Annotated in this window: 1 protein-coding gene; it reads left to right on the top strand. The window is 55.7% G+C overall.

Features of this window, described 5'->3' with window-relative positions:
- Positions 1–8 precede the first annotated feature (8 nt).
- Positions 9–710 carry a TIGR03759 family integrating conjugative element protein gene (locus tag Xinn_RS21200; RefSeq protein ID WP_099137836.1) on the top strand — a complete coding sequence of 234 codons (702 nt, stop codon included), beginning with the start codon at positions 9–11 and terminating at the stop codon, positions 708–710.
- Positions 711–740 lie beyond the last annotated feature (30 nt).

Here is a 740-nt window from a genome sequence, read left to right as displayed (position 1 = left end):
AAGCAGCCATGAGATGGCATCGAATCGGTCTGGTGGCATGGATAGCACTCAGCAGCCCGGCATGGGCAGACACTCCGGCACCCTTAACCGCGCAGCAGATGCAGATTGTGGAAAGCCAGCCAAAAACGTTGAAAACAGCGGCCGAAAAATGGGGGATGAAGGCGGAGGAATACCAGCGCTATCAGCATATTATGGCAGGACCAAGGGGAATTCAGTCGCCGGGACTCGATCCGCTGACCGCATTGGGAATTGAAACGGAAAGTGAGGTGGAACGCCGCCGTTATGCCGAGCAGTGGGTGAAAGCCGAATTTGCCCGTACCGAAAAAGAACTGCGTTTCCAGCGTGAGGTGAATGCCGCCTGGCAACGACTGTTTCCGGCTGTTCTGCCCGTTGATATGGCAAAATCACGGGAGGAAAGCGGGCGGCTGGCTCTGTTTGTGAAAGAAAAAGAGTGTCCGGCATGTGACACCCGTCTGACTGAGGTACTGGCCACCAAGCAACCCGTTGATATCTATCTGGTGGACAGTCAGGGCAAAGATGAACGGTTGCAGCAGTGGGCCAAAAAGCACCACATCCCCGTTGAACGGGTACGCCACCGGCAAATCACCCTGAATCATGATGCGGGGTACTGGTTTCGGTTTGGCAGGGGGCTGATGCCGGTCTTGTTGCGACAGGGGGAGCAGGGATGGCAAATCAGCGCATTACAATGAAACGGCTGAGCGTATTCCCTGTTATCGGCC

It is taken from the genome of Xenorhabdus innexi (assembly GCF_002632485.1).
Lineage (GTDB): Bacteria > Pseudomonadota > Gammaproteobacteria > Enterobacterales > Enterobacteriaceae > Xenorhabdus > Xenorhabdus innexi.
Note: the sequence above shows the minus strand (reverse complement) of the source record. Positions and strands in the feature narration are given on the sequence as shown.

Excerpts from the sequence above, each read along its gene's own strand:
- Xinn_RS21200 (WP_099137836.1), top strand. The coding sequence starts at position 9 with ATGAGATGGCATCGAATCGGTCTGGTGGCATGGATAGCACTCAGCAGC.